The organism is Saccharothrix syringae (assembly GCF_009498035.1).
Classification (GTDB): Bacteria; Actinomycetota; Actinomycetes; order Mycobacteriales; family Pseudonocardiaceae; genus Actinosynnema; species Actinosynnema syringae.
Window position 1 is genome coordinate 7,973,033 of sequence record NZ_CP034550.1, and the last position, 25,884, is coordinate 7,998,916.

At 75.2% G+C, this 25,884-nt stretch carries 21 protein-coding genes and 1 pseudogene; 9 read left to right on the forward strand and 13 right to left on the reverse strand.

The window, feature by feature from the left end:
* Positions 1–2: 2 nt before the first annotated feature.
* Together EKG83_RS49250 and EKG83_RS33205 are read right to left on the reverse strand one after the other, a co-directional pair.
* Positions 3–5,045, reverse strand: a complete 5,043-nt coding sequence (locus tag EKG83_RS49250) for an NACHT domain-containing protein (RefSeq protein WP_153278621.1) — start codon at positions 5,043–5,045, stop codon at positions 3–5.
* Between the two features lie 54 nt (positions 5,046–5,099).
* On the reverse strand, positions 5,100–5,705 hold the full coding sequence (locus EKG83_RS33205) for a phosphoribosylanthranilate isomerase (protein WP_033434667.1): 606 nt from the start codon (positions 5,703–5,705) through the stop codon (positions 5,100–5,102).
* 262 nt (positions 5,706–5,967) lie between these two features.
* Between EKG83_RS33205 and EKG83_RS33210 the strand changes: the two genes are divergently transcribed.
* Positions 5,968–6,369, forward strand: a complete 402-nt coding sequence (locus EKG83_RS33210; protein WP_033434668.1) for an ATP-binding protein — start codon at positions 5,968–5,970, stop codon at positions 6,367–6,369.
* A gap of 134 nt (positions 6,370–6,503) precedes the next feature.
* Here the strand turns inward: EKG83_RS33210 and EKG83_RS33215 are convergent, their stop codons facing one another.
* Together EKG83_RS33215 and EKG83_RS33220 are read right to left on the reverse strand one after the other, a co-directional pair.
* Positions 6,504–6,695 carry a DUF2795 domain-containing protein gene (locus EKG83_RS33215; protein WP_033434669.1) on the reverse strand — a complete coding sequence of 64 codons (192 nt, stop codon included), beginning with the start codon at positions 6,693–6,695 and terminating at the stop codon, positions 6,504–6,506.
* A 27-nt stretch (positions 6,696–6,722) separates the two neighbouring features.
* Entirely contained in the window at positions 6,723–7,340 is a 618-nt protein-coding gene (locus tag EKG83_RS33220; RefSeq protein WP_033434670.1) for a flavodoxin family protein, read from the reverse strand.
* A 135-nt stretch (positions 7,341–7,475) separates the two neighbouring features.
* Here EKG83_RS33220 and EKG83_RS33225 point away from each other — a divergent pair, with 135 nt between their 5' ends.
* On the forward strand, positions 7,476–8,180 hold the full coding sequence (locus tag EKG83_RS33225; protein WP_033434671.1) for a GAF and ANTAR domain-containing protein: 705 nt from the start codon (positions 7,476–7,478) through the stop codon (positions 8,178–8,180).
* Positions 8,181–8,271: 91 nt separating this feature from the next.
* Here EKG83_RS33225 and EKG83_RS33230 read toward each other — a convergent pair whose 3' ends face one another.
* Complete coding sequence (locus EKG83_RS33230) at positions 8,272–10,047, reverse strand: thiamine pyrophosphate-requiring protein (protein WP_033434672.1); 1,776 nt, start codon at positions 10,045–10,047, stop codon at positions 8,272–8,274.
* A gap of 88 nt (positions 10,048–10,135) precedes the next feature.
* Between EKG83_RS33230 and EKG83_RS33235 the strand changes: the two genes are divergently transcribed.
* A complete protein-coding gene (locus EKG83_RS33235; RefSeq protein WP_084717025.1) occupies positions 10,136–11,305 on the forward strand; it encodes an amidohydrolase in 1,170 nt (389 codons plus the stop codon).
* An 80-nt stretch (positions 11,306–11,385) separates the two neighbouring features.
* Here the strand turns inward: EKG83_RS33235 and EKG83_RS33240 are convergent, their stop codons facing one another.
* The 6 genes and pseudogenes from EKG83_RS33240 to EKG83_RS33260 all read right to left on the reverse strand — a co-directional run bounded on the left by EKG83_RS33240 (position 11,386) and on the right by EKG83_RS33260 (position 16,923).
* A complete protein-coding gene (locus tag EKG83_RS33240) occupies positions 11,386–11,931 on the reverse strand; it encodes a GNAT family N-acetyltransferase (protein WP_033434673.1) in 546 nt (181 codons plus the stop codon).
* A 64-nt stretch (positions 11,932–11,995) separates the two neighbouring features.
* Positions 11,996–12,616, reverse strand: coding sequence for a PP2C family protein-serine/threonine phosphatase (locus EKG83_RS48595; protein ID WP_228122310.1), 621 nt, complete (start codon positions 12,614–12,616; stop codon positions 11,996–11,998).
* A gap of 281 nt (positions 12,617–12,897) precedes the next feature.
* Positions 12,898–13,080 (reverse strand): annotated as a pseudogene (locus EKG83_RS48600) (MerR family DNA-binding transcriptional regulator); the annotation flags it as partial.
* 293 nt (positions 13,081–13,373) lie between these two features.
* Positions 13,374–14,144, reverse strand: a complete 771-nt coding sequence (locus EKG83_RS33250; protein ID WP_228122311.1) for an SGNH/GDSL hydrolase family protein — start codon at positions 14,142–14,144, stop codon at positions 13,374–13,376.
* The gene (locus EKG83_RS33255; protein WP_033434674.1) at positions 14,141–16,570 is read right to left on the reverse strand and encodes an ATP-binding SpoIIE family protein phosphatase; all 2,430 of its coding nucleotides are present in this window, start codon (positions 16,568–16,570) and stop codon (positions 14,141–14,143) included. The genes EKG83_RS33250 and EKG83_RS33255 overlap by 4 nt, the downstream gene beginning before the upstream one ends.
* Entirely contained in the window at positions 16,567–16,923 is a 357-nt protein-coding gene (locus EKG83_RS33260) for an STAS domain-containing protein (protein WP_051766797.1), read from the reverse strand. The genes EKG83_RS33255 and EKG83_RS33260 overlap by 4 nt, the downstream gene beginning before the upstream one ends.
* A gap of 203 nt (positions 16,924–17,126) precedes the next feature.
* Here EKG83_RS33260 and EKG83_RS33265 point away from each other — a divergent pair, with 203 nt between their 5' ends.
* The gene (locus EKG83_RS33265) at positions 17,127–17,549 is read left to right on the forward strand and encodes an STAS domain-containing protein (RefSeq protein WP_051766798.1); all 423 of its coding nucleotides are present in this window, start codon (positions 17,127–17,129) and stop codon (positions 17,547–17,549) included.
* A 7-nt stretch (positions 17,550–17,556) separates the two neighbouring features.
* On the opposite strand, the gene EKG83_RS33270 is transcribed toward EKG83_RS33265, so the two are convergent.
* Positions 17,557–18,369, reverse strand: coding sequence for a hypothetical protein (locus tag EKG83_RS33270; RefSeq protein ID WP_033434675.1), 813 nt, complete (start codon positions 18,367–18,369; stop codon positions 17,557–17,559).
* Between the two features lie 343 nt (positions 18,370–18,712).
* On the opposite strand from EKG83_RS33270, the gene EKG83_RS33275 reads away from it, so the two are divergent.
* The gene (locus EKG83_RS33275; RefSeq protein ID WP_063741472.1) at positions 18,713–19,096 is read left to right on the forward strand and encodes a nuclear transport factor 2 family protein; all 384 of its coding nucleotides are present in this window, start codon (positions 18,713–18,715) and stop codon (positions 19,094–19,096) included.
* Between the two features lie 176 nt (positions 19,097–19,272).
* Positions 19,273–22,221 (forward strand): AfsR/SARP family transcriptional regulator, encoded by a 2,949-nt coding sequence (locus tag EKG83_RS33280; RefSeq protein ID WP_228122312.1) that lies wholly within the window; start codon positions 19,273–19,275, stop codon positions 22,219–22,221.
* A gap of 12 nt (positions 22,222–22,233) precedes the next feature.
* On the opposite strand, the gene EKG83_RS33285 is transcribed toward EKG83_RS33280, so the two are convergent.
* Positions 22,234–22,545 carry a hypothetical protein gene (locus EKG83_RS33285; RefSeq protein ID WP_033434678.1) on the reverse strand — a complete coding sequence of 104 codons (312 nt, stop codon included), beginning with the start codon at positions 22,543–22,545 and terminating at the stop codon, positions 22,234–22,236.
* A gap of 258 nt (positions 22,546–22,803) precedes the next feature.
* On the opposite strand from EKG83_RS33285, the gene EKG83_RS33290 reads away from it, so the two are divergent.
* The 3 genes from EKG83_RS33290 to EKG83_RS33300 are packed head-to-tail and all read left to right on the forward strand — an operon-like array spanning position 22,804 to position 25,879.
* Entirely contained in the window at positions 22,804–24,111 is a 1,308-nt protein-coding gene (locus tag EKG83_RS33290; protein WP_084717027.1) for a helix-turn-helix domain-containing protein, read from the forward strand.
* Positions 24,112–24,152: 41 nt separating this feature from the next.
* On the forward strand, positions 24,153–24,602 hold the full coding sequence (locus EKG83_RS33295; RefSeq protein ID WP_033434679.1) for a cobalamin B12-binding domain-containing protein: 450 nt from the start codon (positions 24,153–24,155) through the stop codon (positions 24,600–24,602).
* Complete coding sequence (locus EKG83_RS33300; protein WP_033434680.1) at positions 24,599–25,879, forward strand: methylaspartate mutase; 1,281 nt, start codon at positions 24,599–24,601, stop codon at positions 25,877–25,879. Before EKG83_RS33295 ends, EKG83_RS33300 begins: the two co-directional genes overlap by 4 nt.
* The last annotated feature ends 5 nt before the right edge of the window (positions 25,880–25,884 follow it).

A 25,884-nucleotide genomic window follows, 5' to 3' on the forward strand; every position in this document is an offset into this window, starting at 1 on the left:
CCTCAACCCCGGTACAGCGCGCTCCAGGCGGCCAGGTCCCGCGCCGCCCGCCGCCGCACGTGCCCCGGCACGGCCTCGTCCCGCGCCACCGCCCGCACCGCCACCGCGGCGCCCTCGCGCAGGTCGTGCCCCGTGCGGACCACCGCTTCGGCACACCGCACCCGGACCACCGCGCCCAGCTCCGGGTCACGCGCCATCCGGAGCAGTCCGAGCCCGTCACCCAGGGCGCTCAGCACCTCGGCACGCCGCAGCGGGTCCCCCACCCTGAGCAACCCGCGCAACACCTTCACCACCGGACCACGACGGGCCGGCGCGACCTCCAGCAGGACCCGCCCCGCCGCCGTCCGGGCACCGACCGGCAACCCCTCGTCCACGGCCATCGCCCACAGCAGCTCCTCGGCCCGGTCACGACCCGGAACCCCCAGCTCGGCCAGGTCCCGCGCGGCCCGCCACCGCAACGCCGGCCGCACCCCCGGGTCAGCGGCAATGGAACCCAGCAACCGCGCCGCCGCCGCGCGGTCCTCCACGCCGTGGCTGACCAGCTTGACCGCCGCACGCCACCGGGTCGCCTGCGCCTCGCGCTCGTCGTCGCGGATCGCCCGCAAGGGGTCCAGTCCGTCGACGTGCCGCAGCCAGTACCGGGCGTCCACCCGGTCCCGATCGGAGGACGCCAGGTCGTGCAGGCACGCCACCACGTCCGCCGGCGGGTCGAACGCGACCTCCAGCACGACCCCGGCCGCCCGCAGGCGCACCCGCGCCGGTCGCGTTGGATCGAGCACGAGTTCCCGAGCCCGGGTCAGCACCTCCTCGCGGTACCGGGGCCCCAATCGCGCCAACGCCTTCGCCGCCGCCACGCTGCCCGGCCGCTCGTCCCAGGCCCGGCGCAACACCTCGGCCGCCTCTTCCACCAGCTCCAACGACAGGCCGGCCAGCTCCGACGCCGCGTTGATCCGTTCCCGCCAACGCGTGCCGGGCGCGGTGAGCACATGGCGCACCGCCTCCTCCGCCTCGGCGAACAGCGGCAGGTCGTCCCAGATGTCCCGGCGGGGCACCCGCTGCCCGATCGGGAGCGCGTGGTCGAGGAGCAGGGCGCGTTCTGCCTCGGTGCGCTCCTCCCGGGGCAGCCAGGCGACCACCCGGCGTCGCACGTTCGGCCACGTCGCGGGGTGCCGGGCCACCGACTCGAACAACTTCAGGTCCTCCCGCTCACCCGAAGGGCTGCTCCACGCCAGGTAGTACGCCGCAAGCCCTCTCTCCGCCGCGGTGGAGTAACGGCTCCGGGCGAACCGCCGGAGCAACCCGAGTGCCGTCTGACGGGAGGCCCGGTCGAAGTTGAAGAGCAGCGCCGCCGCCGCGCTCCGGCTGCCGACGTCCTGGCACTCGTCCTCCAGCACCGCGCGGTGGTAGGCGATGGCCGCATCCGCCGTGCCCGGATCGGTCTTCACCTGCTCCAGCAGGGCCGAACTGCGCGGTGTGACGCCCAAGTAGGGGTCGTGCGCCCGGAGTGGCACCTCGGTCTTGTCCAGCCGCCGCACCACGGCGGCAGCCTCCGAGGCGTGCTCCGGGGCGATCCGCGCCAACATCACCGCCGCTTGCCGGCGGTCCTCCGGCTTGACCGCGGTGTCGACGACGACGGTGCACAACGCGGCCACCACCTCGGGACCGGTGCCGAACCCGAGGCGGTCGAGCGCGCTCGAAACCCGCCACAGCCGGAACGCCGTCGCACGCGGGTCGGCCAGCAGCCCGCGCAGCGCCCCGGCCACCTCCCATCGGAGACCTGGGCCCACGTCGTCGAGGAACAGGGCGAGGTAGGGGAAGTCGAAATCCGGTGCGGCAACGGACCGGATGAGAACGACCACCTCGTCCACCGCGGCACGCCGGCCCCCGCTCCTGAAGTCGAGCAGGCCCCGGAGGGCCGACAACCTCGTCCGGAAGTTCCGACCGGTGTCCCCCAGCACGCGCAGCAGCGCCTGGGCCACCCGGAAGTGCTCTTCGTCGGACAACGCGAAAGCATGCGCGGCGCCGAACAGGTTGCCTTCCGCCCCCTGGTCCGCACGCGTCGCGTCGAGCAGGGCCGCCAACGCCTCGGCCCGGTGCTCCGACGCCAGTCCCAGCAGACCCGCCCAGGCGCGCAGCGCGACCTCGACGTCCGGTTCCCCGGCGGCGATTTCCAGGAAGCACGCGTGCGCCTCGGCGCACCACTGCGGGCCCGACCGGACCAGCCACTCGGCCCCGTCGCACCGGTCGGCGGGCGGCGCCGCGCGGTCGTTCACCCGTTCCTGCAACAGCCCGGCGGCCCGGGTCCGGTGGGGTTCGCCCAGTTTCAGCAGGTTACCGAGCACCATCGTCCGCAGCGGGCGGTCGCCGGGCACGTCGGACAGCAGCCGCCACAGTGCCCGCGCGGCCTCGCCGAAGAAGTCCGGCCCGAGGTTCGCCAGACTCCTGGCCGCCGTCAGGACGCTGTACCGCCCGGCCCCGCGATCGGCTTCCACCGAGCGCAGGTGCCCGATCGCAATCTCCCTCATCCTCGGCCCCAGGTCGGCCAACCTGGCCGCGCACTGGTGCCGTTCCTGGGTGGTGAGCCCTGGCTCGGCCATCACCCCCAGCAGCAACTCCCCCGCCGCGACGCGGTGCTGCGGCCCCAGCTCACCCAGTACCTGAGCAGCTTGTGCACGGTCGTCCCGGTCCCGTCCTCGATCCGCGACGAGCGCGGTGAGTGCGTCAACCGCCTCGGCCGTCCCCTCGGGCCCCAGGGAGGCCAGCCCCAGCGCCGCGTTCCGCCGCCCGGTCATGCTCTTGACCGGGTCGCGCAGGACGGCGCGGAACACGGACGCGGCCGTGGCGTGGAACTCGGCCCCGATCTCGATCAACCCGGTGGCCACCTCGACCAGGTCGTGCGCCGGGATCTCCTCGCTGCCCACCAGGCGTAACAGCACCTCGACGGCGAACTCCCGGGCACCGTCCCCGAATGCGGCGAGCAGCACGGCCGCGGTGCGGCAGCCGTCCCCGCACGCCAGCGGGTTGGCCAGCACCGCGCGCAACCCGCGTTCGGCCGGCTCCCGCGCGGCCTCCCCGCAGTCGGCCAACGCCTCGGCCGCCGCCAGCCGGTCGCCGACCGGGGTGCCGGGGTCGTCCACCAGGCCGGTCAGGAACGCGACCGCCTCCGCCGCGTGCCCGCCCCGGATGCGACCGGCCAGCGCCGCGGCGGCCTCGGTCCGCGACGACAGCGGTGCCGCGTCGGCGCGCATCAGATCGACCAGCCACCCCACCAGCCCCGGGTGGTGCGCGGCCCGGCTCGCCTGCGCCAGGATGTCGCCGCCGGGGTACTGGGTCGTCATCGCCCACCCGCGCACCGTGGTCAGGAACGCGTCCACGACCTCCTCCCCCGCCGGCACGCGCCTGGCCAGCAGCCGGGCGGCCAGCAGGTGGTGTTCCGGGTCGCCGGCGTGCAGGGCGCGCACCAGCGGGTCGGCCTCCGCCGGGCGCAGGCGGGTGTAGTGCAGCACCACGGCCCTGGCGTACCCGCCCCGCTCCTTCGGGCGGGCGGCGTGCAGCAGGCGCGCGAACTCCTCGTGCCCCGCGTCGAAGCGCTCGGGCAGCTCGCGGGCCCGCGCCGTGGCGGCCAGGTGCTCGGCGAAGCTGTGGTGCAGGAACCGCAGGTCGTCGCCGCGCATGACCAACGGGCCGACGGAGACCAGGAACGCGGTCAGGTCGGCCTGCCAGTCGACGCCCGGCGCGGCGGGCGGCACGTGCGCGCGCACCCAGTCGCGGGCCGCCGCCACCAGGGGCGTGTCGGTCTCCAGCCGGGTGCGGCCCAGGTGCTCCAGCAGCGGGCCGCGGTGGTCCTCGAAGCGGCCGGTCGACGTGCGGGCCGAGCGCAGCAGCTCCAGGTACTTCTCGTACAGCTCGTACTGGTTGTCCGGCAGCGGGCGGTCGTGGCGCTGCCCGAAGATGATCGCCGCGATGGTGGCCAGCAGCGGCACGCGGACCAGCTCGTCCAGGTGGGCCTCGCGGACCTGGCGGACGAACCGGTCGGCCGCGTCCGGGCCGTCCTCGGCGAACCAGTTCTCGGCGAAGCAGCGCACCGCCCGCTCGTCGAACGGCTGCAACTCGTACCGCGCCGCGCCCGCGCGCCGCAGCGGGGCCAGGGCCGCGCCCTCCACGGGCCGGGTGGTGACCACGACGCGGTAGGCGGGTTCCTCCGCCAGGGCGGCGAGGACCTGCACCAGCCGGTCGCGGTCGGCGCCGTCGGCGACCTCGTCGAGCGCGTCGACGAGCAGCAGCCAGCGGCAGCCGGCAACCCGGTCGGCGGCCAGGTCCGGGCCCAGCGGGGTGGTCAGCAGCGCGCCGTACTCGTCCCGGGCGCTGTCCGCGAGTGCCTGGGACGCGGGGAAGTTCAGCCGTTTGGCCAGCTCGCGGGCCGTGAGCCGGAGGGGGACGACGGGTTCGGCGATCGGTTCGCCGGCGCGTTCACCGCACCAGTGGGCCGCGATGTCCGCGGCCAGGCGCAGCGACAGCGTCGACTTGCCCTGACCCGCGCCGCCGGTGATCACCAGGTGCTCGTCGCCGTCCAGCACCTCCCGCAGGCCGCGGACCGGCGGTCGCACGGCCGCGCGCGGCGCGGGTGGGCGGGGCGCTTCGACCAGTTGGCCGTGGCCGTCCAGGATCGGGGTGGGCTGCGGCGCCTCCGGGCGCGGCTCGTCGGTGCCGGTGCTCAGGTCCTGGCGGACGTGCACGGCGGCCAGCGACGGGCGGCGCGCGCCGGGCAGCCGGTAGGGCAGCTCCCGGGCCGCCCGCACCTGGGCGCGCATCAGCGAGCGGACCTCCGCCGGGAGCCGTGCCTCCCAGCTCCCGCGCCCAGCCCGGTCACCCCGGCTCGCGGGGGCGGCTTGATCGTCCCGGCTCCCGCGCCCAGCCCGGTCATCCCGGCTCGCGGGGGCGAGGTGGAGGTGCACGCCGCCCTGGATCACCCCCGCCTGGACGCTCGGGCCGAAGACGTCACCGCCGACGTGGTTGGGCACCGCAGCGCGACCGTCCTGTTCCACCGCACCCCCTCGCGGACCTGGTCACCGCATGGTCCCACGCGGCAACAGGTCCGTTCAGGCGTCGGCGGACCGGGCGGCCACGACGAACTCGCGCATCAGCCCGTGGTCCTTGACCCCGCGGCTCGCCTCGATCCCGCTGGACACGTCGACCCCCCACGGCCGCGCGCGGGTGACGGCCTCGGCCACGTTGTGCACGCCCAGCCCGCCGGCCAGCAGCCAGCGGCCCTCCGGGCGGGCCGCGTCGAGGGCGGTGAGGTCCCAGCGCTCGCCGGAACCCGCCACGGGCGAGTCGAGCAGCAGCATGTCCTCGCCGTAGGCGCCCACGCGCACGTCCGTGCCCGGCGTGAGCGCGACCGCGCGCAGCAGCCGCACCCCGGCCGCCGCCACCTCGTCGAACGCCTCCCGGGGGTAGTCGCCGTGCAGCTGGACGGCGCCGATGCCGGACTCCTCGGCCAGCCGCCGCACCTCGGCCGCCCCGACGCCGCGGAACACGCCGACCGCCAGCACGTCCGGCGGCACCTCGCGCACCAGCCGGCGCGCGGTGTCGACGTCCACCCGCCGGGGGCTCTCGGTGAGCACGAACCCGACCGCGTCGGCCCCGGCACCGACCGCCACCTCGACGTCCGCCTCGGTGCGCAGGCCGCACAGCTTCACGTACATGGGACGACCCTAGGGCTTGTCATCGCGGCCGGCCGGGCAGGGTGGCCGGCCGGACCGCGGCGGGCGGGAGCGGACGGCGCGGCTGGAGCGCCCCTCCACGCCCGAACCGTCCGCCGTGGCGCGGTGGTCACCGGGCCGGTGCGGGTGGAATGGTGCTCGCCACGGGCTCGGGGGCGGCGTGGGGCGCGCCGGACAAGGTAGCTTCTGCGCTGGGTCCCGCGCCGCGGGTCCGGCGTCTTGAGCAGACAGGACGGGTTCCGCCATGCCCGATGAGGGTGATCAACCCCCTCCCGCGTCGCTGGTCGTCGCCCTGGCGGGGCCGCGGCCACCCGCGCTGGCCGAGGTGCGGCGGCAGGCGGTGGACTTCCTGCCACCGCTGTCCGACGACAAGGTCAACGACGTCCTGCTGGTGGTGACCGAGCTGGTGAGCAACGCCTACGACCACGGCGAGCGGGCGCTGGCGCTGCGCGTGACCTGCGGCAGGCAGGTGATCCGGGTCGAGGTGGACGACGTGTCGCCGAGGCTGCCCACGCTGGGGCGCTCGTCGATCGGCCGCTACCGGGGGCACGGCCTGCTCATGGTGGAGAACCTGTGCAAGGACTGGGGCGTGGCCCAGCGGGACGGCCACAAGACCGTGTGGGCGGTCCTGATCGGCGACTACTAGCCCAGCGCGGACCACGGGCACGCCCCGCTCCGGGTGAGCGCCTGCCCACTCGAAGTGCGTCAGCCGTCCCGGCTCGGCGTCAGCCCGGCTCAGCGGTCCCCGGTCCCCCCGCTCAGCGGTCCCCGATTCCCGCCTCAGCGGTCCCCGACCGCCTTCAGCACCGCGTGCCGGTCGGCGTAGTCCGTCTCCGGCAGCTCCCGCAACGCCTGGATTGCGGTGGCCTCGCCCTTGCGGATGGCCGCGTCCATCAGGTCGTCCTTGGTCGCCGGGAATTCCACCTCCTCCAGCGCGTGCTCGACGTGCTCACGGACGGTGGGTGCGGACATCGTCGTGCCACCTCTCCTCGACTGCGATCACCCGACCGGCGGGTACCGCTCCTGCTTGAGCAGCCGCGCGAGGTGCGCGGCGTTGGCCGCCAGCTTCTTGTTGGTCGACGCCACCGGGTCGGGCGTCCGCTCCAGCTCGATGTAGTCCTTGGGCGTCATGGCCTCGTTGTTCCAGTACGTCCCGCCGCTGGCCGGGATGGTGAACCCGACGTCGTCGAGCGCCTGGAAGCAGTCGGCGATGATCTTGTGCGCGCCGTCCTCGTTGCCGACCACCGCCACCACCGCGACCTTGCCGTAGGTGAGCAGGCGCCCCTGGTCGTCGGTCTCGGACAGCTCGGCGTCCAGCCGCTCCATCACCCGCTGCGCCACGCTGGACGGGTGCCCCACCCACGTCGGCGTGGCCAGCACCAGGATGTCGGCGGCCAGCACCCGCTCGCGGATCGCCGGCCACTCGTCCCCGCCGCCCATGTCCTTCTCGACACCGGGCCGCACGTCGTGGTCCACGACGCGGACCAGGTCGCCCCGGACGCCGTGCGCCGCGAGCTCGTCCAGCACCTGCCGGGCGAGCTTGTCGGTGCTCGACGGCTCCGGCGAGGGCTTGAGGGAACAGGTCAGCGCCAGCGCGGTCAACGGGGTCTCGGTCATGCACCTGGCCTACCCGCTGCCGGCCGCCTCAACCCGCACCGCCCTTTTCGGGGACGATCAGCGCCCGCGCGGGTACAGGAGCAGGATGCGGGAACAGTGAACCAGAGCGCCGCCCAACCGACGAGAGGTGGTCCCGTGGTCAACGGCACCGACGACCTGGCCGTCAGGCTCAGCGAAGTCGCCAGGGCGCTCCAGCAGCAGCACAGCGCGCAGGACACCCTGGACGAGATCGTGCGCGCCGCGGTCGGCACCATCCCGGGCGCGGAGCACGCCGGGATCATCATGGTCCTGGGCAAGCGCGAGGTCAGCACGGTCGCGATGACCGACGAGCTGCCGGGCAAGGTGGACCAGGTCCAGTACGACACCGGGCAGGGGCCGTGCCTGGCGGCGCTCTACCTGAACAAGACGGTCAGCGTGCCGGACCTGGGCAACGAGTCGCGCTGGCCGGCGTTCGCCGCCCGGGCCGCCGCGATGGACGTGGGCAGCATGCTGTCGTTCCAGCTCTTCGTGGAGAACGACGACCTCGGGGCGCTCAACCTCTACGCCCCTCGGCCGCACTCGTTCGACGAGGACTCCCTGCACGTGGGGCTGCTGTTCGCCAGCCACGCCGCGGTGGCGCTGGCGGAGGCGCAGCAGCGGGAGAGCCTGGTGCAGGCCATGCACACCCGCGACCTGATCGGGCAGGCCAAGGGCATCCTGATGGAGCGGCACAAGCTGACCGCCGACCAGGCGTTCTCCGTGCTGGTGCGGGTCAGCCAGCAGTCCAACACCAAGCTGCGCGACCTCGCCGAGCGGCTCGCGCTCACCGGTGAGCTGCCGGTCGCGCCGAGCGGCGGCTGACCGGCTCGACCGGCTCGACCGGCTCGACCGGATCGACCGGCTCCCGACGACGTGCCCCGACGGAGCGCTGACGGAGCGCTGCCCCTGCCCCCTACCCGTGCCCCTCGTCCTCCCGCTGCCGCCGCAACCGCTCCAACGCGGCCCCGTTCCCCTCCTGCTCCAGCGCCCGCCGCATGGTCTCCACCTTCTCCTCGGGCAGGTGGGGCGCGAGCAGCGGCACGGCGGGGTCCACGACCGCCTCGACCACCACCGGCCGGTCGGCGTGGAACGCCTCGCGCCACGCCTCGCCCACCCCGTCCGGCGAGTCGACCCGGATGCCGCGCAGCCCCAGCAGCTCGGCGTACGCGGCGTAGGGGAACTCCGGCACCCGCTGCGAGGTCGGGAAGCGCGGGTCGCCCTCCATCTCGCGCTGCTCCCAGCTGACCTCGTTCAGGTCGCGGTTGTGCAGCACCAGCACCACGAACCGGGGATCGGCCCAGGTGCGCCACCGGTCGGCCACGGTGATCAGCTCCAGCAGCCCGTTCATCTGCATCGCGCCGTCACCCGCCAGGGCCACCACGGGCCGGTCGGGCGCGTCCAGCTTCGCGGCCAGGCCGTAGGGCAGGGCGCAGCCCATCGACGCCAGGTAGCTGGACGTGTGCGCGGGCACGCCGCGCGGCAGGGCGAGGTGGCGGGCGTACCAGTAGGTGGTGGAGCCGACGTCCACCGCGACCCGCGCGTCCGGGGGCAGGTGGCCGGACAGCTCGTGCACGACCAGCTCGGGGTTGAGCGGGTCGGCGGGGGCCTGGGCGCGTTCCCCGGCGATGCGCCGCCACCGGGCCACGCCGTCGAACACGCGCCGCTCCCAGTCGCGGTCGGGGTTGCGCTCCAGCAGCGGCAGCAGCGCGCGCAGCGTCTCGGCGGTGTCACCCACCAGGGGTACTTCGACCGGGTACTTGCTGCCCACCACGCGGGCCTCGATGTCGATCTGCACGGCCCGCGCCTGCCCGGGCTCGGGGTAGAACTCGGTCCACGGGTCGTTGCTGCCGACGATGAGCAGCGTGTCGCAGCCGGCCATCAGCTCGGCCGAGGCGGTGGTGCCCAGGTGGCCCATGACCCCGGTGTGCCACGGGGCGTCCTCCGGCACGACCGGCTTGCCCACCAGCGACGCGGTCACGCCCGCGCCCAGCACGTCGACCACCTCGGCGACCTCGCGCTCCGCGCCCGCCGCGCCGCGCCCGACCAGCAGCGCGACCTTCCGACCGGCGCCCAGCACCTCGGCGGCGCGGCGCAGGTCGTCCTGGCGCGGCAGCACGCGGGGCCGGGCGGTGACCGCCGAGGAGGGCACGACACCGTGGGTGTGCGGCAGGTCCTCGACGGCGTCGGCGCGCTGCACGTCGTGCGGCACGATCAGGCACGTGGGGGTGCGCTCGGCGATGGCGGTGCGCATCGCGTTGTCCAGCAGCACCGGCAGCTGCTCGGGGGCGAAGACCGTCTGGAGGTACTGGCCGCACACGTCCTTGAACAGCGAGTGCAGGTCCACCTCCTGGAGGTAGCCGGTGCCCAGCGCGGTGGACACGACCTGGCCGACGACCGCCACCACGGGGCGGCGGTCCAGCTTGGCGTCGTAGAGCCCGTTGAGCAGGTGGATCGCCCCCGGCCCCTGCGTGGCCAGGCACACGCCGACCCGACCGGTGTACTTGGCGTGGCCGGAGGCCATGAACGCGGCCATCTCCTCGTGCCGGACGGGCACGAACTCCGGGTCGCCGTCGGCGCGGCGCAGCGCGGCGAGGATCGGGTCGATCCCGTCGCCGGCGTACCCGAACACCCGCGGCACGCCCCACGTCCGCAGTCGTCGGACGAGCGCGTCGGCCACCGTGCTGCCCATGCGACCTCCTCGCGAGAACTGCCCGTGAGGTTCCCGGCGGCCGGCGGCCGAAACGCTTGACCGCCGGCGGACCGGGTACCACCCGGACGTGGACGTGGAGCGGTGCCACGCGGTGGTGGACGCGGAACTGGAGGCCCTGGGCGACCGGCTGCGGGCGGTGGCCTCGGCCCTGCACGCCGACCCGGAGACGGCCTTCGCCGAGCACCGGGCGGCCGACCGGCTGTGCGCGGAGCTGGCGGCGGGCGGTTTCGAGGTCGAGCGCGGCGTGGCCGGGATGGGCACGGCGTTCGTGGGCCGGGCCGGGCGGGGCGGCGGGCCGAGGGTGGCGCTGCTGCTGGAGTACGACGCGCTGCCCGGCCTGGGTCACGCGTGCGGGCACAACCTGATCGCGGCCGCCGGGCTCGGCGCGGCGCTGGCCCTGCGGCCGGTGTCGGCGGATCTGCCCGGCACGGTGCTGGCCGTGGGCACGCCCGCCGAGGAGGGCGGCGGCGGCAAGGTCCGGCAGGTGGCGGCCGGGCTGTTCGACGGGGTGGACGCGGCGCTGATGTTCCACCCCGGCGCGCAGAGCTGGCGGTGGGCGCCGCTGACCGCTCAGGTGGAGCTGCGGGTGACCGTGCACGGGCGGGCCGCGCACCCCACCGGCAACCCCACCGAGGGCCTGGACGCGCTCGCCGCGCTGATCCAGGTGTTCAACAGCCTCGGCGCGCTGCGCCAGCGGCTGCCGACGGGGTCGCACGTCCAGGGCATCATCACGCGCGGCGGCGAGGCGACCAACATCGTGCCCGCCCTGGCCGAGGGCCGGTTCGGGCTGCGCGCGCTGACCACCGAGGAGCTGGCGCGGCTGGTCGACCAGGTCACCGACGTGGTGCGGGGCACCGGGCTGGCCACCGGGACGTCGGTCGAGGTCGAGCCCACTCGCGCGCCCTACGCGCACTTCCGCGACAACTCCGTGCTGTCGGGGCTGTTCGCGCGGCACCTGGCGGACGCGGGCATCGCGCTGACCGAGCCGACGCCCGGCGTGTTCCTCGGGTCCTCCGACATCGGCAACGTCAGCGTGGTGACCCCCGCGATCCACCCGTTCGTGGCCATCGTGGACGCCGGCACCTCCGACCACACCCCCGAGTTCGCCACCGCCGCCGGCAGCGCGCACGGCCAGGACGTGATGCTGGCCGCCGCCCGGGCCCTCGCCCACACCGCGGTCGACGTGCTGGGCCGCCCCGAGGTCACCGAGGAGGCGTGGGCCGAGTTCCGCCGGTGAACGCGCGGGCCGGACGCACCAGTTCGAGCGCACCGGCTCGCGCGCACCGGGCCGGACCACACCGGTCAGGTCACGCCCGGTCAGGCCAGCGGGTACTCCATCGACACGCCGGCCAGCACCGTGCCGTCGGGCAGCGGCACGTCCGCCCGCGCCACCTCGCGGAACCCGAACGCCCGGTACAGCGGCTCACCGGGCAGGGTCGCCATCAGCACCATCGACCGGAACCCCGCCGCCCGCGCCGCGCGCTCGCACGAGCCGAGCAGCGCGCGACCCAGGCCCCGGCGGGCCCGGTCGCCGCGCACGAACATCGCCCGCACCCGCGCGGGCTCGGTGGCGGGGTCGAGCAGCCGGTCCTCGCCGGGACGGGCGCCGGAGCCGGTGTAGAGCTTGTCGCGCCTGCTCCAGCCGCCGCAGGCGATGATGTCGCCGCCGTCCTCGTGCACGACGTAGTAGGTGCCGTCGTCGATGAGCACGACGTCGGGCACGGTCAGGTACTCGGCCGCCGCCGCGGTCTCGCGCTCGTCGTGGAAGCGCGGGAACAGCTCCAGCACCGACCGCCGCATCAGCTCGGCGATCCGCGGCACGTCCGCCCGGACCGCCTCCCGCAACACCGGCGCAGCCCCCATGGTCCTCCCCCGTCTCCCGGACGATCATCGCCCGGACCGCGGGGGCCGCGCCAGTGCCACCGGGCTAGGCGGCGGCGACCACGTCGGCCACCACGCACACCACGTTGTCCGGCGCGCCGCCGCCGGTGACCAGGTCGACCAGCCGCCCGGTCGCCTCGCCCGGGTCGGGCGCGCCGACCAGCGCGTCCCTGATGGCGTCCTCCGGCACCACGGCGTGCAGGCCGTCCGTGGCCAGCAGGTAGCGGTCGCCCGGCAGGGCGTCGTGCAGCGCCAGGTCGGGGTCGACGGCCCGGCCGTGCAGGGCCCGGACCAGCAGGGCCCGCTGCGGGTGGCTGCGCGCCTCCTCCTCGGTCAGCCGGCCCTCCGCGATCATCCCCTGCACGACCGTGTGGTCGTGGGTGATGCGGAACAGCGCGCCGCCGCGCAGCAGGTACACCCGCGCGTCGCCGACGTGGACCAGGCCCAGCCGCGACCCGGACAGCACCAGCGCGGTCAGCGTGGTGCCGGTGCACCCGTCGGCGGGGTGCGCGGCCAGGTCGTCGGCGACGACGGCCCCGGCCCGGTGGACCGCGTCGGCCAGCGCGTTGAGCAGCTCGCCCGCCGGCACCGGCGCGTCCAGGGCGGCGATCGCCCCCACCGCCGCCGAGCTGAGCGGCGCGCCGCGCGCCCCGAAGCCGTCGGCCACGGCCAGCAGCCGCTCGCCCGCGTAGCCGGTGCCTGGTTGGTGTCGCGGACCAGGCCGCGGTCGGTGCGCAGCGAGTAGCGCAGTGCCAAGCTCATGGTGTCGTCCTCTCCGGACAGCTGTGCCACGAGGAAGGAGGCGAGGTCGCGACGGGCCGCGGTCTCGGCCTCGACCCGCGCCCAGTAGGCGCGGACCTCACCCGCCGCACTCGCCGGCTCCAGCCCGCACACGTGCCGGATGCGGTCCAGCGGCATGCCGAGCCGACGCAGCCAGGCGACCAGCCGAGCCCGCTCCAACTGCGCCGGCGCGTACAACCGGTACCCCGAGTGCGGGTCCACCCGCGCCGGCGCGAGCAGACCCAACTCGTCGTAAAGCCGCAGCGCCTTGGGCGACAGGCCGGCGGCCCGCGCGAACGCCCCGATGGTCAGCAGCTCCACATCGCCCCCTCCCCCGGCCGGGCACCTCACCCGGCCGACACCACCGTGCGCCTTCCCCAAGGGTCAAGGTCAACACCTCCGACCAACCCCCGGTGCCGGACCGGAGGACACGCCATGCCGGACCGGAGGACACGCAGTGCCGGAGTGGAGGACACGCAGTGCCGGAGTGGAGGACACGCGCGGTGAGAGCGCTTCCACCCGGCGTGTCCTCCACTGGGACACCGCGTGTCCTCCACTGGGACACCGCGTGTCCTCCACTGGGACACCGCGTGTCCTCCAGTCGGACACCGCGTGTTCCTCGGTGGGGCGGCAGGTGTTCGGGGTCAGACGCGGGGCATGGCTTCCACCGGGGTCCAGTCCTGGTGCTTGCCCGGTTCGTCGTCGCCGGAGGAGATGCCGCGCAGGCGGCGGTTCACCCACGGCAGCACGTGCTCGCGGTAGTAGCGGGCCTCGGCCATCAGGCCGCGGGTCGCCGCGGGCCCCGGCTCGACCGCGTGCGCCGGCTGCGGGTGCCCCAGCGCGGTGAGCACGCGCGAGGCGACCCGCCGGTGCCCCGCGCTGTTGAGGTGCAGCCGGTCCGGCGCCCAGTACTCGGGCCGCCGGATCTCGGCGTCGCCGAACATGCCCACGTACAGCACGTCGTACCGCGCCGCCAGCCGCTCGATCGCCACCGTCAGCGCCGCGCCCCGCCGGTGGATCACCCGCCCGAGCGGCAGCCGCGCCGACGGGTCCGGCCCGCTGAGCAGCACCAGCCGGACGCCGGCGTCCAGGCAGCGCCGGACCGCCCGCTCGGTGAGCGCGACCAGCCGCGCCGGGTCGATGCCGGGGCGCATCATGTCGTTGCCGCCGCCGTTGAACGTGATCAGCGTGGGTTGCGGGTCCAGCGCCAGCGCGGCGTCGAGCTGCGTGGTGGCGATGGGCTCCAGCAGGCGGCCGCGCACGGCGAAGTTGGCGTAGTGCACGGTCTCGCCGCGCCCGGTGGCCAGCCCGGCCGCGACCAGGTCGGCCCAGCCGCGCGGCGAGCCGTCGGGCAGCTCGTCGCCGACGCCCTCGGTGAAGCTGTCGCCGAGCGCGGCGTAGCGCAGGGCGCTCACGGGCACCTCACCCGGCCGGCGGGGGCGGGGATCTCGGCCCAGACGACCTTGCCGTCCAGGGTGCTGCGGGTGCCCCAGCGCGCGGCGAGCGCGTTGACCAGGTGCAGGCCCCGCCGCCCCTCCCCCTCCGGGTGCGCCTCGAACAGCCTGGGCCGGTCGACGCCGCGGTCCACCACGTCGACGGTCAGCCGACCGCCGTCGTGGTGGAGCCGGAGCGTGCCCGGGTCCTCGGTGTGCTTGACGGCGTTGGTCACGAGTTCGCTGGTCACCGTCAGGGCGGCGTCGAGCACGTCGGTCAGCTCCCACTCCTCGAGTCGTTCGGCCACGAAGGCCCGGGCCAGTGCCGGGACGCCGGGGTGCGCCTCCAGCGGCATGGTGGCCACCCGCCGGTGCCCGGCGACGTGGCGGACGTGCAGCAGGGCCACGTCGTCGTCGTGGCGGCCCCCGGTGAGCCGGTGGATCAGCTCGTCGCAGGCGTCCTCCGGCGCGAGGTGGCCTGCCAGCGCGCGCAGGCCCTCGACCAGCGCGTCGATGCCCGTGGTCAGGTCCCGGTGGCGGTTCTCGACCAGGCCGTCGGTGTAGAGCGCCAGGCTCGCGCCCGGCGGGAACGGGGTGTGCTCCTGCCGGAACACCTCGCCCACGCCCAGCGGCATGCCCAGGCCCGCGCCGACCTGCCGCGCGGTGCCGTCGGGCAGGATCAGCACCGCGGGGAGGTGACCGGCGTTGGCGCAGGTCAGGGTGTTCTCCACCGGGTCGTGCACGGCGTAGAGGCAGGTGATGAAGGTGGCACCGGGCGTGCTGTCGGCGAGGTTGGACACGTGCGCGAGCACGTCGGCGGGCGGCAGGTCCAGCAGCGCGTAGGAGCGCACCGCGGTCCGGATCTGGCCCATGACCGCCGCCGCGGTGACGCCGCGGCCCACGACGTCGCCGATGACGAACGCGGTCCGCCCGCCGGGCAGCTCGACCACGTCGAACCAGTCGCCGCCGACCTCCGAGCCGGTGGCGGCGGGCAGGTAGCGGGAGGTGATCTCCAGGTCGGGCACCTCCGGCACGGTCGGCAGCATGCTGCGCGCCAGCTCGGTGGCCATGGTGCGCTGGCGGGCGAACAGCCGGGCGTTGTCCAGCGCGATGGCCGCGTACCCGGCGATGCCCTCGGCCAGCTGCTGGTGGCGCGCGGTGAACCGGCCCGGTTCGGCGTGGCCGAAGAAGAAGCCGCCCAGCACCTCCTGCGACGACGGCGAGATCACCGGCACGGCGAGGTAGCTGCGCACCGGCAGGTGCCCCGGCGGCATGCCGCGGTAGGGCTCGCTGAGGCCGTAGCGGGGGTCGGCGGTGATGTCGTCGGAGCGGACCGTGCCGACGCCCTTGAACGTCGGCTCGAACACCGCGGTGTTGCGCGGCATGGGGAACGCGGCGAACGCCTCCCGCGGCACGCCCGAGATCGTGTAGAGGGTGTAGGACTCGCCGTACTGGTCGACGAGGTTGTAGAAGAACGCGCCGAACGACGCCGCGGTGGCCTTGGTCGCCGCGTCCGTGGCGTCCTGGACCAGCGCGTCGAGGTCGAGCTGGGCGGTCAGCCGCTGCCCGACCACCTGGAGCACGTCGACCAGCTCGGCCTCGGCGCGGGTGTCCTGGAGGGCGCCCTCCAGTTCGGCGGCCTGGGTGCGGGCGACGTCCTCCAGGACCTCCAGGTGCTCGCGCAGCGCGTCGCGCTGGGCGGCCAGGCCGGCCTCGCCCGCCGCGCTCCACGGGTGGGCGAGCAGCCCGGCGCGGACGCTGACCGCGACGGCCCGGAACAGCTCGGCGGCCTCGGCGGGGATGGGCACGCGGGAGGACAGCACCACGCAGAACAGGTCGCCGTTGGGCAGCACCCCGCCGAACCCGAGGACCGAGGCGATGCCCTTCTCGGCGAGGAACGCCCGGTCGCCGCCCGCGGCCGCGGGCACGTGGAACACGCCGAACCGGCCCTGACCGCCGTCGACGCCCCCGGCCACCACGTCCTCGGGCCGCACGCCCAGCTCAGCGACCAGGGTGGAGATCATCGGCGCGACGGGCACCGCGTCGGCGGAGGGCAGCGGGACCACGCGGTGCCCGGGCGCGGGGTCGTCCCCGGCGGTGGCCTCCAGGGTCAGGCACCGCAGGTCGTCGCCCGGCGGCCCGGGCAGCGCCTCCAGCACGTCCCGGCGCGCGTCCTCGGCGAGGTCGGCGAAGCGGCGGGTGGCGAACAGCCGGACCAGCCGCAGGACCTGTTCGCCGCGCTCGTCGACGAAGTTCTCGCGCAGCAGGCGCACCACGGCCTCGGCGGCCGGGACGAAGCCGGGTGCCCGCTCGGCGGCCGCGCGCAGGGCGGCGGCCACCTCCACCATGTCGGCGAGCCCGAAGGTGGCGAAGTCGTGGCCGCGCCGGGTGGCCGGGTCGGCGGTCATGGCCGGGGGTGCCCGTCGGGCCCCGCCGGAACCTCGTCGACGATGGTCAGGAGCTGGTCCAGCGACGTCATGGTGATCGCCGCCCGGACCTGGGAGCGCAGCGCGGCCAGGCTGAGCGAGCCGCCGGCCACCCGGCTGGCCTTGTGCAGGCGGACGAGGGCGCTCAGCGCGCTGGAGTCGCAGAAGGTGAGGTCGGCGAGGTCCAGCACCAGCGCGCCGCCCCGGGCGGCGAGGGGTTCGGCGACGGCGAGGAGCTGCGGGGTGGTGCCGTAGTCCAGCTCGCCGGCCACCGACACCACGGTGTCCCGGTCGCGCTCCCGGACCCCCACCGACAGCGGCAGCGCTTCGTCCACCCTCGCCTCCTCAGACCCCGTTCATCCACCGGAGCCTAACGCGAGACGGTGACGCGTCCGCAGGACGGCGTGCAGCGTGACCGGGTGTTATGAGATCGCCCACCCATTACCTGGCCGAGTGTCACCCGACCGGTGCCCGTTCGGCCGGCACTGATCGACCCGGTTGCCCGGCGCGTCGCCGATCAGCGTGGTTGAGTAGTCCTGTGACAACCCCGGACGAGACGACACCCGCCGAGCAGGCGGGCACCACGACCGGCCCGTGGACGCGGGTCGAGCCGCTGGCCGACGGCCAGGCGGTGGTGGTGCGGGTCGGTGGCGACATCGACCAGAAGACGGCCGACGTGCTGGACAAGGGCCTGGACGAGGGCCTGGCCAAGGCGGTCGAGGCCGGGGCGCTGCTGGTCGTGGTGGACCTGCAGGAGGTGGGCTTCGTCGCCTCGACCGGCCTGTCGTCGCTGATCCGGGTGCACAACGCGACCAGGGACAAGGGCCTGGAGCTGGTCGTGGTGCTGCCGGACGAGCACCGGCTGTCCCGGCTGCTCTGGCTGACCGCGCTGAGCCGCATCCTCACCGTCACCACGTCCGTCGAGCAGGCCCTGGCGCAGGCTCCTCGCAACCCTGCGTGACCACTCGTCACACGAGCGCGCGGAACACCATCGGGCGCGTCGAGACCGGCTTGTACTGGTCCACCACGTTCTCGTTGGCGCCCCACCAGTAACCGGTCGGCACGCCGGCGGCGTCGGTGCCGATGAACAGCCAGCCCCGGCCCACGCCGCTGTACTCGGTCGCGCCCACCGCCCGCGTGTCCCGGAAGGACTGGTAGGGCGAGGACGCGCTGGTGCTCGCCACGCCGTGCGGGTTGCTGGTGCTGTCGATCACCGGCACGGCCCACTCGGCCGTCGCCGCGTCGCCGTCCCGGTCGTACGCCTGCGGCGCGCCCGCCACCACGGCCACGTGCCCGCTCGCGTCGCCGCTGCCGCCCGCGGTGTCGTTGTACTTGATGGCGATCACGTCACCGGCGACCAGGGAGGCGACGGTGGTCCGGGTGGCGAAGTGGTCGGCGCCCGCGGTGAGGCCGTCGTAGTACTTCGCCGCGTTCGGGCTGGTGCTGCCGAACTCCGCCTGGAGGTAGGAGTCGGTGGCCCAGGAGAAGGTGTGCTTGAGGGCCTGGGTGAACAGCGGGGCGCACTTGGCCTTGCTCTCGTACGTGGTGGGCTGGCCGGGCGTGCCCCACACCACGCTGGTCGCCACGTCGGCGTGGCCCTTGGCGCCGGGGTAGAAGTTGTAGGTGTCCTGCGCGGGCCAGGCCAGGGCGTTGAGGTTGTCGGCCAGCTCCGCCAGCTCGGCGTAGAGGGTGGCGGACGTGGCGTGGGCGGGCGTCACCGCGGTCAGGGTGACCGCCGCCGCGGTGGCGGCGGAGGCGATCAGGGCGCGGAGTGCGGGCATGGCGTTCCTCTCGAACCGTGCGGCGGGCGGGTCGTCGGCCGCCGCTTCCGGGGAGGAAGACCCGCCCGCCGGACCGCTGATACGCGGCGCCGGTGAGATCAACTTCACGGTAACGCCCGGAGCGCGGGCGGCGAACCGGGAGCGGTCCCGGGGAGACGCGGCCGCCCCACCTCCGAGCCGACCGACCACCCAACCGACCACCACCCAACCGACCACCACCCGCCCCGGCACATCACCCGGTCGCCGCAAAAAGCGGAAACCGCGATAGCCGGGCGATAACGGGCGGTAAGCGGCGCGGAGGAGGTTGGGCGGGGCAAGGTCGCCTACGGAGGGGAACAGGGGCATGGCAGCGGACCGGTCAGGGGGCGGCAGACAGCCCGGTGCCGCGGTCACCGCGGTGGGGGTGGAGCACGTCCGGTTGAGCTACGAGTACCTCGACCGCAGCGACATCGACGGGTACGGGTCGCTGTTCGACGCCGACGCCGTGCTGCACCGGCCCGGTGAGCAGGAGGTGCGGGGCCGCGCGGAGATCGAGGCGTACCAGGCCCGCCGGCACCAGGTCGATCGACACCACGTCGACGACGTGATCGCCGCCGAGGGCCGGGTGGCCGTCATCGGCAGGCTCGTCGGCACCGGGGGCGAAGTCGGTTTTGCCGACTTCTTCCTGTTGAGCGAACACGGGTTGCTTCGGTCCCAGCGGACCTTCTTCTTCGCCCCGGCCGACTGATCGGCTCAACGCCGCTGCTCCGAGGCGTGCCGGGTCCCCGACGGCGAACGGACGCTTTGACTTCGGTGACACGCACCCGCGGTACCGGATCCCGTGACTGCCGGTTACCGTCCAAAGGGGCTTAGCACTGGGAGTCGGCGTTGGAAGTCGGGACGGGTTTGACGCAGGTCATTCCGGTGTACCGGGTCTTGGGGCCCCTGTACGTCGCGGATGGACCCGAACGGATCGGCAAGGTCCCGCCGGGACGCCAGCAGATCGTCCTGGGCGCGCTGCTCCTGGAGGCGAACCGGGTGGTCAGCATCGACCACCTGATCGACGCCATCTGGGACGACTCGCCACCGGCCACCGCGCGCACCCAGGTCCAGATCTGCGTCTCGGCGCTGCGCAGCAACCTGGCGGCCGTCGACCGCGGGAACGCGATCACCACCCGGTCGCCGGGCTACCTGATGCGCGTGGCGGACGGCGAGCTGGACGCGCACGTGTTCGCCCGCCTGACCGCGGAGGCCGAGGCCCTGGTCCGGGCGGGTGACCCGCGCGCCGCCGCGGACCTGCTGCGGCAGGCGCTGGCGCTGTGGCGCGGTCCGGCGCTGAGCGGCACCACCAGCCGCGCGCTGCTGGCCCGCGCCGCCCGGCTGGACGAGGACCGGTTGGCGGTGCTGGAGACCTGGCTGGACCTGGAGCTGAACGCGGGCAGGCACCGCCAGGTGGTGGGCGAGATCGGCGCGCTGGTCGCCCAGCACCCGCTGCGGGAGCGGCTGCGCGGGCAGCTGATGCTGGCGCTGTACCGGTCGGGCAGGCAGGCCGAGGCGCTGGAGGTCTACCGCGCGGGCCGGGAGCTGCTGGTCGACGAGCTGGGCCTGGAACCCGGCGGCGAGCTGCGCCGGCTGGAGACGGCGATCCTCTCCGGCGACCCGGCGCTGACCGTGCGCGCCGAGGCACCGCCCGTCGTCGAACTCCCCCGGCCCGCGCCCGCACCCGCGCCCGAGGCGGTGGTGCCGCTCCAGCTGCCCGCCGACATCGGGGACTTCACCGGCCGCGCCGCGCTGGTCGCCCGCGCGCTGGAGCTGCTGGCGCCCGGCGGGCGCGCGACACGCGTCGTGGCGCTGGTCGGCAAGCCCGGCATCGGCAAGAGCGCGCTGGCCGTCCACATCGCGCACCAACTGGTGGAGGAGCACTTCCCGGACGGCCAGCTGTACTGCGACCTCGGCGGCACCCGCGCCCACCCGGCGACCGCGGCCGACGTGCTCGGCCGGTTCCTGCGCGCCATGGGCATCCCCGGCACCTCCATCCCCGACTCCGAGGACGAGCGCGCCGAGATGTACCGGCAGCTGGTGGCGCGCAAGCGGATGCTCGTCGTGCTCGACGACGCCGCGGCGGAGCGGCAGGTGCAGGCGCTGCTGCCGGGCAGCAGCACGTGCTCGGTGATCGTCACCAGCCGCGCCCGCCTGACCGGGCTGCCGGGCGCGCGGGTGCTGGAGGTCGAGGTGCTCGACCACGACGAGGCCACCGCCATGCTCGCCACGGTCATCGGCCCGGAGCGGGTCGCCGCCGAACCGGCCGCCGCCACCGCGCTGATCCGCCTGGTCGGCTGCCTGCCGCTGGCGCTGCGCATCGTGGCCGCGCGGCTGGCCGCCCGGTCGAGCTGGTCGCTGGCGTGGATGCTGGAGCGCCTGTCCGACGAGCGGCGGCGGCTCGACGAGCTGGCGCACGGCGAGATGATGGTGCGCGCCAGCCTGGCGCTGACCTACGACGGCCTGGACGTGGCGTCGCGCCGGCTGCTGCGGCTGCTGGGCGCGCTGGACGGGCTGAGCTTCCCCACCTGGGTGGCCGCGGCGCTGCTGGACGTGGACCTGATGGGCGCCGCGGACCTGCTGGAGCGGCTGGTCGACGCGCAGATGCTGGAGCTGGTGGCCATCGACGTCACCGGCACGCCGCGCTACAAGTTCCACGACCTGATCCGGTTGTTCGCCAAGGAGCAGCTCGAACAGGTGGAGGAGGCGGACGAGCGGCGCGCCGCGCTGCGCCGGGTCGCGGGCGGCTGGCTGGCCCTGGCCGGCGAGGCGCACGCGCGCGTCTACGGCGGCGACTTCACCTCGCTGCACGGCGACGCGCCGCGCTGGCGCCCATCACAGTCCTATGTGGACCGGCTGTTGGCCGATCCGCTGGTGTGGCTGGAGTCCGAGCACCCGAACCTGTGCTCGGTGGTCGAGCTGACCGCCGCGGAGGGCCTGGACGAGGCGTGCTGGGACCTCGCGGTCGCGCTGGTGACGCTGTTCGAGGCGCGCTGCTACTTCGACGACTGGGAGCGCACGCACCAGCAGGCGCTGGCCGCCGTGCGCGCGGCGGGCAACGCGCGGGGCGAGGCCGCGCTGCTGTGCTCGCTGGCGTCGCTCCAGCTGAGCTGGTCGCGGGCGCGGGTGGCGCGCGACCTGCTGGGCCCCGCGCTGCGCACGTTCGAGGAGCTGGACGACGTGCGCGGGCTGGCCCTGGCCCGGCGCAACCTGGCGCTGGCCCACCACCGACTCGGCGACAACGAGCAGGCCGCGCCGGTCTACCTGGCCGCGCTGGAGGGCTTCCGGTCGGCGGGCGACCCGGTCGGGCAGGCGTACGTGCTGGCCCAGGTGGCGCAGATCGACCTGGAGAACGGCGAGCAGGAGCTGGCCGCCGGGCGGCTGTACGAGGCGCTGGACATCTGCCGCGAGTTCGGCAACCAGCGGGTGGAGGTGCAGGTCCGGTACCGGTTGAGCGACCTGATGGCGCGCCAGGGGCGGCACCGGGAGGCCGAGGAGGCGTTGACCGAGCTGCTGGAGGTGGTCCGCGCCGGGCGCGACATCGTGGGCGAGGCGCGGGTGCTGCACCGGCTGGCGGTGGTGAAGGTGGCCCTGGGCGACCCGGCGGCCGCGGAGGCGCTGCTGCGGGCGGCCCTGGAGGTCCGGGAGCGGGCGATGGACCACGGCGGTGCCGCGGAGACCCGGGCGGAGCTGGCGGTGGTGCTGGCGGGGCTGGGTGACCGCGCTCAGGCGGTCGGCTTGCTGGGCCGGGCGATCACCACGTTCGCGGAGCGCAACATGAGCGCGGCGCGGTTGCGGGCGCAGCAGGCCCTGGAGCTGATCCGGACGGGCTGACCGGACCGGCCGTCACGCCTGCCTCGGGCCCCACGGGGTGTCGTCACCGGTCGGCCCCCAGGGGGTGTCGTCGCCGGTCGGCCCCCAGGGGGTGTCGTCGCCGGTCGGGCCCCACGGGGTGTCGTCGGTGGTCGGACCCCACGGCGTGTCGTCGCTCGTCGGGCCCCACGGGGTGTCATCGCCGGTCGGACCCCACGGGGTGTCGTCGGTGGCGACGACCGCGGTCGGGGCGGCCTCGGCGTGGGCGAGGGTGGCGCCGAGCACGGGGGCGAGCACGATGGCGGCGAACGCGGCGGTGGCGGCGGCGATCTTGTTGATGCGCATTTTCGGACCTCTTCCCTGGCCGGTCCCGGCGTTCCGGGCTTGCTGGAACCGACGCTAGGAATTGCGCCCATCCCCGGATTATCACGGCGCGAAGGACCCGTTATCGGGGTCGTTATCACGGCCCGCGCTGCCCCGCGATAACGCCGCGATAAGCGCGTGGAGATGCTGGACCAGGGCCTAACCGCACGACCGTTACGGCGCGTCGGAGCCGTGTGGTGGCCGGTACATCGGCAGCACCTCATCGCCACTGGAGCGGGCATGGACCGGAATTCATCGCAGCACCAATTCGGTGAACTGCTCAGGCAGCACCGGATGAAGCGGGGCGCCACGCAGCGGCAACTGGCGGACTTGTCCACCATCAGCGTGCGGGCGATCCGAGACCTGGAGGCCGGGCGGGCGAGCAGGCCGCGCCGCGACACCGTGCGGCTGATCGCGGAAGGGCTGCGGCTCAGCGGGCGCGAGCTGTCCTCGTTCGAGGCGGCGGCGCTGCGGGCGCGCGGCGGCGTCGAGATCGACCTGGTGCCCGACCTGGACGCCGGGCCGCCGCCGTCCGGGCTCGACGCCCTGGTCGGCCGGGACGCCGAGGTCGCCGCGCTGCTGGACCTGCTCGGCGAGGGCGGTTCGCGGCTGGTCGCGGTGACCGGGCTGCCCGGGGTCGGCAAGACCCGGCTGGTGGTGGAGGTCGCCGGGCGGCTGCACGAGTCCGGCTCGGTCCGCGTGCTGTGGGACGCCGCGACCGCGAACCCGGGCGGCGCGGCCGGGCGGTTGCGGCTGCTGGTGCACTCCGCGCTGGGCCGGGTCGGGGACGGCGAGGGCCTGGACCCGCTGGCCTCGCTCATCGGCGACCGGGAGCTGCTGCTGGTGCTCGACGGGCACGACGCGGGCTGGCCGGACCCGGAGCGGGTGCTGGCCCTGCTGCACCGCTGCCGGCGGCTGCGGCTGGTGCGCACCGTGCGCGCACCGCTGGACGTCCCGGGCGAGCGCGTGATCGCGCTGCCGCCCCTGGCCCCGCCCGACGCGGTGCGGCTGCTGGCCCGGCTGGCCGGGCAGGTCTGCCCCGGCACCACGACCGGCACCCGGCCCGGCACCGGCTCTGGCATCGGCACCGGCTCCGCGACCGGCCCCCGAACCCGCACCCGCACCGAGGCCGCGCTCGCGGAGCTGGCCGACCGGCTCGACGGCCTGCCGGGCGCGCTGGAGGCGGCCGCGTCCTGGCTGCTGGTCTACCGCCCCGAGGAGCTGCTGGAGCTGGTGCGCGCCGACCCGCTGGCGGTGACCGGCGACCGGCTGCCCGACCTGCGCGCCGCGCTGGCGGGCGCGATGTCCGGTGTGGACGGCGAGTGGGCGGCGCTCGCCGCGGCGGGCGGCGACTGGACCGTGCACGACGCCGCGCGGCTGACCGGCGTGCCCGCGGTCGCGTGCGCGCACCTGGTGCGGCGCCTGCGCTTGCTGGGCCTGGTGCGGCCGGTGGGCCGCGACCGGTTCCGCGTGCTGGCCCTGGCCGGCGCCGCAACTGCCGCACGGCTGCCGGTCGCGCTGCCGGTCGCCGGTACCCGGAACTCCTAGTTTCGTCGTTGAAAGACCATCCCGCTACGCAAGGGGTTGCCATGGACTTGGCGGAACCGACCAACGGCCACCGGGGCCTCGACGTCGTGGTGACGAGCCTCGCCTCCGACGCGCACACGTGGAACCTGGTGTACCTCCAACTGGTCCTGGAGGAACTGGGCCACCGCGTGGTCAACCTGGGCGCGTGCGTGCCCGACGACCTGCTGGTCACCGAGTGCGTCCGGCACCGGCCGGACCTGGTGGTGGTCAGCAGCGTCAACGGGCACGGCGCCCACGAGGCCAAGCGGGTCATCGGGCGGCTGCGCGCCCGCCCCGAGCTGGCCGCCACGCCGGTGGTCGTCGGCGGCAAGCTCGGCATCGACGGCCCGGGCGGGCAGCGCCGCGCCGCCGACCTCACCGCGGCCGGTTTCGACGCGGTGTTCGAGGACGCGGGCAGCCTGGCCGCGTTCCGGTCCTTCCTGGACCGGCTGCCCGTGGGCGTGCGGTCATGAGCGACGGGTCGTTCGGCGGCTTCGTGGCCGCCGCCGCGGCCCGCGGCGAGCTGGTGGTCCAGCCGCGGATGGGCATCGGCGACCCGGCGGGCATGCGCGCCGGGCTGCTGGCGGTGCGCGGGGCGGGGGTGCGCGCGGTCGGCACCATCACCCTGGACAGCTTCACCCGGGTCGGTGACCACGCGGCGGTGCGCGCCGCGCTGGCCGCGGGCGACGACCTCAACGGCTACCCGATCGTGGCCTACCCGCAGGCGATCACCCGGTCGGTGCTGGCCGGGGTGCACGACGCGGCGTTCCCGGTGCAGGTGCGGCACGGTTCGGCCCGGCCGCAGGACATCGTGGTGGCGCTGATGGCCGCCGGGCTGCACGCCACCGAGGGCGGCCCGCTGTCCTACTGCCTGCCCTACAGCCGGGTGCCGGTGGCCGAGTCGGTGCGCGCGTGGGCCGAGTCGTGCCTGCTGCTGGCGGGCCTGCGCGAGCGCGGCGGCCGGCCGCACCTGGAGTCCTTCGGCGGCTGCATGATGGGCCAGCTGTGCCCGCCGGGGCTGCTGGTGGCGATCAGCGTGCTGGAGGCGTTGTTCTTCCGCCAGCACGGCCTGGGCAGCGTGTCGCTGAGCTACGCCCAGCAGACCCACCCGGAGCAGGACGCCGAGGCGGTGCACGCGCTGCGCGCGCTGGCCGCCGAGCACCTGTCCGACGTGGACTGGCACGTGGTGCTCTACACCTACATGGGCGTGTTCCCCCGCACGCCGCGCGGCGCGACCGCGCTGCTGGAGCGCGCGGCGGAGCTGGCCGTGCGCACCGGCGCGGCGCGGCTGATCGTCAAGACCGTCGCCGAGGCGCACCGCATCCCCACGGTCGCGGAGAACGTCGCGGCGCTGCGGACCGCGAGCCGCGCGGCGGCCCGCACCCGGCCCGGCGCGGCACCGGCCGACACCGGGGTGCTGGCCGAGGCGCGGGCCATCGTCGAGGCCGTGCTCGACCTGTCCCCCGACGTGGGCACCGCCCTGGTCCGCGCGGTCGAGCGCGGCTACCTCGACGTGCCCTACTGCCTGCACCCGGACAACGCCGGGCGCACCAGGGCGGTGGTGGACGCGGGCGGGCGGCTGCGGTGGTCCCGGACCGGGGCGCTGCCGCTGGCCGGGCCGGTCGAGACCGTCCCGGTCGAGACCACCGCGGCCGAGCTGCTGCGCTCGCTGTCCCACGTGGAGCGCACCTTCGACGACGCGGCCCTGGACCACGACCTGGGCGCCGCGCACCCCGCCGGCATCGGCTGACCCGA